The sequence below is a fragment of the Nitratireductor sp. ZSWI3 genome (genome assembly GCF_024655565.1).
Taxonomy (GTDB): domain Bacteria; phylum Pseudomonadota; class Alphaproteobacteria; order Rhizobiales; family Rhizobiaceae; genus Nitratireductor.
Genome location: NZ_JANKOF010000147.1, coordinates 1 through 7,381, shown reverse-complemented (window position 1 = coordinate 7,381; position 7,381 = coordinate 1). Strand labels below are relative to the sequence as shown.

The following is a 7,381-nucleotide window of genomic DNA, read 5'->3' as shown; positions in this document are numbered from 1 at the left end:
GGCCTCTCTTTTCTCAGGCAGACCCGATCACTTGATCTGGTTGCCGTCGTCGCGCGGGCGCAGGAGCTGCGGGACGACGCGCAGGGGCACGTTCGTCTGCGGCTGCCGCGGCACCCGGTTGACCGGCGGCTGGATCTGCACCTTGCGGCAGTTCGGCGGAGTGCCGACGGTGCCGGGCGGGCAGCGGCGCTGCACGATCGGCCGGCAGTTGGGGAAGGTCCCCGTGGTGCCGCGCGGGCAGCTCGGCCGCACGATCGGCGTGCAGTTCGGATAGCGGCCCGTCGTGCCGGGCGGGCACTGACGCACCTCCGGCCTGCGGCAGGCGCCGGCCACCAGGCGGGTTCCGCGCGGGCACACGCATCGTCCGTCCGCCGTGCGGATCTGACCCGGCAGCAGACGGCACTGCTGCACGATCGGCCGGCAGTTCGGGTAACGCCCCGTCGTGCCTCTCGGGCATTCCCGCTGCACCTGCGGCTTGCGGCAGGCGCCCCGCACCAGTTGCGTTCCGCGCGGGCAGACACAGCGTCCGTCGCGGGTGCGGATCTGGCCCGGAAGCAGCCGGCACTCGGCCTGCGGCCGCGGCTTCTCCGGTTCGGGTTGCGGCTCGGGCCGCGGACGCGGGGTCGGCAGCGGTGTCGTAGAGCCGCCGACGCATTCGCCGTTGCGGAAGGCGGTGCCTTCCGGGCAGACGCAGCGGCCGGCATTGTTGAGCACGAAGCCTGGCGAGCACTGCTCTTCCTGTTCGGCCGGCAGGACCCGGAAGTCATGGCAGTCGAACGGACGGGCGGCACCTGCCGTTGGCGGCCCGGCGAGCGGCGGCATCGCACGGACATCGGCGTCCGGCGGAACCACGGCGGCGCAGTTGCGGCCGCTGGCCCCATTGGCCACCGCGTCGGCGAGCCCGCCACCCGCCGGCAGCTCGACCGTCACCTCGTGCACGCGGCTTTCGCCGGCGCCGAGCGTCAGGTCGGTCTGGCAGACGAAGGGCAGGGCCGTCGGCTCCGGCGTGCAGCCGAAGGGCGGGTCGACGGAGAGGATCGTGGCCGGAACGCCGCCGAAACCCTCCACCGTCAGGGCATCGCCGATCCGGACCGGACCGGAGATCGCCGACGGGCCTTCGTTCCTTATGGTGATCTGGAACGTGCAGGCTTCGCCGATGAGGCACTGGGTGTCGCCCGTCTTCTCGAGGGTGATCCGCGTGCCGCCCTCGGCGCAGGCTTCGCCGATGGGGTAGACGATGTCGTCGCCCGGTGCCGGACCGAAGGACCCGCGGGCGCAGTTCTCGAACCGCTCACCCGGCGAGACGTTCACCGTCACGTCGAAGTGGCGCGCGGTGCCGGGCGTCATCACCGCACCCGGGATCTGGCAGCCGAGCGAGGCTGTCGGAGCCGGGTCGCAGGTCCATTCCGGCCCGTCCGGCGTCACGGTCTGAATGTCGACCGGAGCGCCCGAGCCGATGATCTCGGCCGCGTCGTTGACGCGCACCGGGCCCATCGGGGCGGCCGTGCCGACATTGGTGACCGTGATGCGGCAGGCGACCGCACCGGCCGAGACGGTGGCTTCGCAGGTCTTCTGGATGCGGAGCTGCGCCTTGCCCCCGGGCACGCCCGGAATGGTCGCCCTGGCGCAGGCCTCGTTGTTGGCAAGGTTGGTCTCGCCGGGGAGCGGCGTCACCTTGGCGCAGTTCTCGACCACGTTCGTCGGGTAATCGCCGACGACCGTCGTCACCTCGATGTCCGTCGAGGCGCCGGGAACCAGGTTCAGCATCGGGTGGTCGCACTGGAAGCTGTTGCCGGAAAGGGCGGCACAGTTCCAGGGCGGCATCGGGCTGAACGTGGCGGAGGCGACGTCGCCGGCCGGGAAGGTGTCGACGAAGGTGACCGGCCCGTTGATCGGCGTCGGACCCGCATTGTAGACCGTCACGACATAGGTGCAGAGCCCATCCGGGGTGCACAGCGACGGCTCGGCCCGCTTGCGCACGCCGATGTCGGGAATGTCTCCCTCGGGCGGTGTGCATTCGCGTTCACCGGGCAGGCAGATCTGGATCGAGGCGCAGGCCTTGTCGTTGGTCGGATCGCCGAACGGACCCTTGCCGCTGGCCGTGTAGTCGTATTCGGCGCAGTTGCGGATGCCGTGCCACACCCATCCCGGACCCGGCTGGAAGCCGAGCTTGAGTTCGACGAACTCGCCCGGGTTGAGCGTGGTTTCGGGATGCTCGCACGACATCGGGCTCACCATGGGCAGGCATGTCCATGGTGCGTTGGGGCCGGAAACGACCGTGGCGCTGCCGGGGGTCGTCACCTCGTCGAGGACGATCTTACCGGTGTAGGGCGCATCGCCCGCGTTGGAGACGCGGATGGTGAAGTCGCACGAACCGTCGATCTCGCAGCGGGCCTCGTCGGCGCGCTTCTCGACCTTGATGTCCGGTTCGCCCTCGTCGTCGGGCGGGCAGTCGAGATCTTCGGGGATCTCGATGTCCACCACCTGGGTGCAGCAGAGGCCGACACCCTCGGCAGGACCGGCATAGGTCTCGATGCCGGTGACGATGAGATGCACCGTGTCTCCCGGAGCCGCTCCCGTGATCTCCCATTCCAGCGTGCCGCCGCCGGCGGGCACGAACTGGTCCGGGGGATCGATGACGATGCCGGGCGTGGTCGAGGTGACGGCCACGACGCGGCCCTCCATCTCCGGCCCGACATGCATGCGGTAGATATAGGCTCCGCCGCCGGGCACGCAGTCCACTTCGCCGGTCTCGACCTCGAAGCACGGCCCCGACCCGTCGCCGGGCGGCGGGGGCGGTGGCTCGCAATCGGTCACGTCGATGGCAATGGTGGTCGGCTTGCCGGTCTTCCAGTCGCCGTCGTCGGGCAGGGCGGGATCGTGCGAGGGCATGGTGCCGAGCACGGCGCCGTCGGCTGCCTTGGCGATGGTGATCGTCGCCTGGTTGTCGACGTTGACCACGGCCGGGAAAGCCGCCTGGTCGATCCTGGCGGTGATCTTGATGTCGATGTAGCGCTCGGTCAGGCTGCCGTCGCCGTCGAGATCGGTGGCCGACAGGCGAAAATTCGACAGCGACAGGGTGTCGTCCGGGCTCGCCGTCGTACCGACCGCGTGGGCCGGGGCCGGGCTGCCGCCGGGACCGGTGATGTCGCCCATGACGTCGACATGGGTGATCGCCAGATCGGCGGGCAACTGGTCCTTCAGATCGAAGCGGACATTGGTCAAAAGCGTGTCGAGCAGGGGGCTCGCCATGATCTCGGGATTGCCGCGCATGCCGAAGCGCAGGCGGTATTCCACGTAGTCGCAGTTGACCTGGATGCCGCGCTTCTCGAAGAAGGGACGCAGCTTTTCGGGCGCCGGAGCAGGCTCCAGCGGCTCGATCTCGAGACGCGGACCGTCGCCGCCTTCCGGGGCGATCTCGCGCAGTTCAGGTGTTTGCGCACCGGCAGGGCCGGCGCCGGCGAAGGGCACGAACGCCGCGGAGAGCGCCATGCCCGCGGCCAGCAGCCAGCGCGGTGTGCGCGCCGTCGCGGCAAGGGGGTTCATGATCGTCTCCATGACCGGGGTGAGTGCGTCCCGCGCGGGGAGATAAATGGACATCGTCATCTCTCCCTCCCTCACGGTTCACAGGATTCGAGTGGCGTTTCGAGCGGCAACGTCACCTTGCAGCAAGGGAAGTAGCCACCCGCCTGCGCATCGGCGTCCCTGTAGAAACAGAGGCCGAGGTCGACGGTCTCGCCGGGCAGGTGGCCGCTCACGCCGAGCGTGAAGGGCGTTGCCAGGCTGGGCACCGTCTGCTTGGGCGGGAAAACGCCGACGCCGGGGGTCAGCGACTTCGCATGCAGCGAATCGCCGCCGATGCCGGCGCGGTCACGGATGTAGAGATCGGCTTCGAGGCCCGCCGGCGTGCAGAAATATTCCGCCGCCTCCACCTCGATGCAGGGAGGCAGGTCGCCGGGGGGCGGGAAGCCGGGAGGCCAGCCGGGCACCGGATAGTCGCCCGGATAGGGGATCGGCTCGTAATAGCCCGCGCGCCCCTCGCAGGGCCGCCAGACCTCCACGTCGCCGACATGGCCCTTGACCTCCGGATCGTCGAAGAAGCCGTCGAAATCGGCGAACCAGGAGCCGAAGGGCGGCTCGTTCTGCGGCCTGACCAGGAAGGATGCGGTGAGCTGCACCCCGTGAACGGCCAAAGGCCCGCCTTCGGCGAGCTGGTCCTCGAGGGCCGGGTTGTCGCGCAGCCGGTCGCCGGTCTTGGCCAGCGTGTCGCTGCAGGCGTTGCGGTTGATGAGGCCCTGATTGTCGTAGCCGTATTGCAGGTCAATGCCGCCGGCCGCCTGGCGATGGGGCTGCGGGAAGCCGACCGCATATTCCTCCGGCGCGGGCACCCAGATGCTCTCCGTTTCCGGGTCGTCCGGGCTCTCGCGCCAGTAGCGCAGGACCTCGGCCTCGCCGCTGTCGGCGAAGCTCGAATAATCGTAGCGGTTCTCCACCTCGCCGCGCTGGGCGAGATACATGAAGCCGCGCGTGTCGAAGGCGATGTCGGTGACCGGCAGCTCTTCCTCAGCCTCGACCGTCAGCTCCCAGCGGGGATCGCCGGCGAAGGTCCCGTCGCGGGCGATACCCACAGACCAGATCTCCGCTTCCTCGCCGACCGCGTAGTAGAGCCGTCCGCCATGGACGGCGAGGCCGTAGACGCGGCGCTCCGCCTGGGTGTAGCCCCAGGTTTTCGGCTCCTCCGCGTCGAAGGCGGCGCCGGCGATGTCCATCACCGCGCCGTCGTCGGCCAAAGGATCAAGGCCGTGGGCCGGACGGCCTTCGACGCCGTGGTCGAACGTGTCGACCAGATTGCCGTCGATGCCGATGCGATGGATGAGGCCGGAATCGAGGTCCGAGGCGAAGAACTGCCGATGCGACCGGTCGAAGGCGAGGTTGCCGATGCCCGGGCCGCTGTTGGTCTCGATGTCGGCGAACAGAGAGACGGCGCCGGTGATCCCGTCGATCTTCCAGATCGAGCCGGGCCCGCCGCCGTTCTTCTCGCCGAACTGGCCGTCCATGAAGCGGGCGCCCGCCGTGCCGCGGCGCTGGCGCTCGGGCCGTCCGTCCTCGTCCTCGTCGTCGGTGACGATCTCGACGCCGTGGAACGAGGTGGCGGCGGCATAGAGGCTGGGCGCGATGGCGGTCGTGTCCTCGCGCTTGCCGTCGTCATAGGCGAGGCCGAAGACCTGGCCGATCTCGCCGGCCGGCACCTCGAAGGGCGGCGGCGTGAAGACGACCTGGCCGGTCGGCGGGCCGCCGAGGAAGGTCATGTCGAAGATGCGCAGGGACGCGCGCTGAACGTCGATGAAGGTCTCGTCGACCGGATCGACGCCCGGCAGGAGGCCCTCCTCGAAGCCGGGGATGACCGTGCCGGGGAAACCGGTGACGGCCATGAAGCCCGGCTGGATGATCGCGCCCTCCTGGGCGCGCGCCGGCGCGCCCAGGAGCAGCCCGGCAGCCATCGCAAGGGCGAGGACCGCCGTGTCGGTTCGAAAATGCCGGGCAAAAATGCTGGGTCGGAGGCTCACGTTCCCGCCGCGGCGCGTCGGGAACCCGTGGTTCTGCCGCATAACATACCTCCCGCAACCAATCGGGGAGGTGGCCGGACAGGCGTCGTTTGTGCGCCCGTTCCCCAACGTTCCGGCGTCGTCCCCCGAAGCGGGGCCCTTATCGACCCCGTCTTCGCCAAGCGTACGCCTCGGCTTACGCAGCGTCAACAAATCCGCACCGGGCCAGACCCGGGGCGGCTCCATCGGCTGCCTGCAGTCGTGGTTTCGCGTCATCAGAACACTCCTGTTGCGGGCGCGCACCATGCGAGCCCTGCCGGGTTGGTCTGCTGCAAGCGTGAAAAGGTTCATCTCGAAGCGGCTTCTGGTTTTGGTAATCCCGATCGGGTAGCGTTCGAAAAACCCGGGAGAACGCGATGAACCAAATCGTCCGGTCGCGCGACACAGCGATGAAGGGCCGGCCATGAGCGGCGGCGCGGGCGAGACGTCCGACGCCGAACTCGTGGCCCGAGTGGGGCGCGGCGATCGCGCCGCGCTCAGGCTCCTGTTCATGCGCCATCACACGCGGGTCTATCGCTTCGTGATGCGTCAGACGGGATCGGAAACCATGGCAGACGACATCGCAAACGAGGTTTTTCTGGAAGTGTGGCGCCAGGCGCCGCGCTTCGAAGGCCGCTCCCAGGTCTCCACCTGGCTCCTCGGCATCGCCCGCTTCAAGGCGCTCTCGGCACTGCGCAAGCGCAGCGAGGATGCGCTGGAGGACGGGCAGGCCGAGGCGTTGGCGGATACGGCCGACACGCCCGAGGTGATGGCGATGAAGGACGACAAGGCGGCGGCGCTGCGTCGCTTTGTCGATGCGCTTTCCGACGAGCATCGCGAGGTGGTGGATCTGGCCTATTATCACGGCAAGTCCGTCACCGAGATCGGCGAGATCCTGGCGGTGCCCGTCGCCACTGTGAAGACGAGGATGTTCTACGCCCGCAAGAAGCTTGGCGAAGCCCTGAAGGCATCCGGATATGATCGAGGCTGGCCATGAGTGAGAAAGCGTTTTCCAACCGCCGCGACCGGCTCGAGGCCCTGCTGCCCTTCTTTCTGAACGGCACGCTTTCGGGCGCCGAACTGCGCGAAGTCGAGGAATGGCTCGCTTCCGATCCCGACGCGATGGCCTCGCTGGCGGAGGCGGAAGGCGAATATTCCGCGGCGACCGCCTCCAACGAGGCGATCCGCCCGCCGGCCGATGCGCTGGCGCGGTTTTCGCAGGCGCTGGAGCGCGAGGCCGGGCGGGAACGCGCCCCGGCACCGTCGCTGCGCGAGCGGCTCGTCCGTCTGCTGCCGTCGATGCCCGTGCAGGCGGCCTGGGTGGCCGCGGGGCTGGCGCTGGCCATCCTCGTCGGCCAGACCGTGTGGATCAATATGTCGGGGACGGAGCAGTTTTCCGTCGCTGGGGCCGATCGGGAGAAGGCGCCCTTCGCCTTCGTGACCTTCAAGGACGAGGCGTCGATGGCCGCCGTCTCGGCGGCGCTTGCCGAACGCGGGCTGGAGATCGATTCGGGGCCTTTGCCCGGCGGTCTCTACCGGGTGCTTGTGCCGGCGACGAGCGTCGCGCAATATGACGAGATCGTTGCCGGACTGGAAAGGGCCGGCGTTGTCGAAACGGTGGTGACGGGGCGGAAGCCCACCGATGATTAGGCGATCAGGACATCTGTTTTGTGCAGCGCTCCTCCTTGCCGCCCTTGGCGGCGGCGGGAGTGCTGCACTCGCGCAAAGCCAGACAGCGCCGAGCGTCGACGATCGCCGGCCGGTCGACGCGCCGGCCGACCCGCCGCAGCAGGTCG

4 protein-coding genes are annotated in these 7,381 nt (G+C 69.1%); 2 read left to right on the top strand and 2 right to left on the bottom strand.

Annotated features, from left to right (window positions below; translation table 11 throughout):
* Positions 1-27 precede the first annotated feature (27 nt).
* Together NUU27_RS24260 and NUU27_RS24255 are read right to left on the bottom strand one after the other, a co-directional pair.
* Complete coding sequence (locus NUU27_RS24260) at positions 28-3,606, bottom strand: hypothetical protein (RefSeq protein WP_374568089.1); 3,579 nt, start codon at positions 3,604-3,606, stop codon at positions 28-30.
* A gap of 11 nt (positions 3,607-3,617) precedes the next feature.
* Complete coding sequence (locus tag NUU27_RS24255) at positions 3,618-5,609, bottom strand: hypothetical protein (RefSeq protein ID WP_374568087.1); 1,992 nt, start codon at positions 5,607-5,609, stop codon at positions 3,618-3,620.
* Positions 5,610-6,009: 400 nt separating this feature from the next.
* Here NUU27_RS24255 and NUU27_RS24250 point away from each other — a divergent pair, with 400 nt between their 5' ends.
* Positions 6,010-6,582: a sigma-70 family RNA polymerase sigma factor gene (locus NUU27_RS24250; protein ID WP_257764870.1), complete on the top strand. Its 573-nt coding sequence runs from the start codon at positions 6,010-6,012 to the stop codon at positions 6,580-6,582.
* Positions 6,579-7,235 (top strand): hypothetical protein, encoded by a 657-nt coding sequence (locus tag NUU27_RS24245; RefSeq protein WP_257764869.1) that lies wholly within the window; start codon positions 6,579-6,581, stop codon positions 7,233-7,235. The genes NUU27_RS24250 and NUU27_RS24245 overlap by 4 nt, the downstream gene beginning before the upstream one ends.
* Positions 7,236-7,381 lie beyond the last annotated feature (146 nt).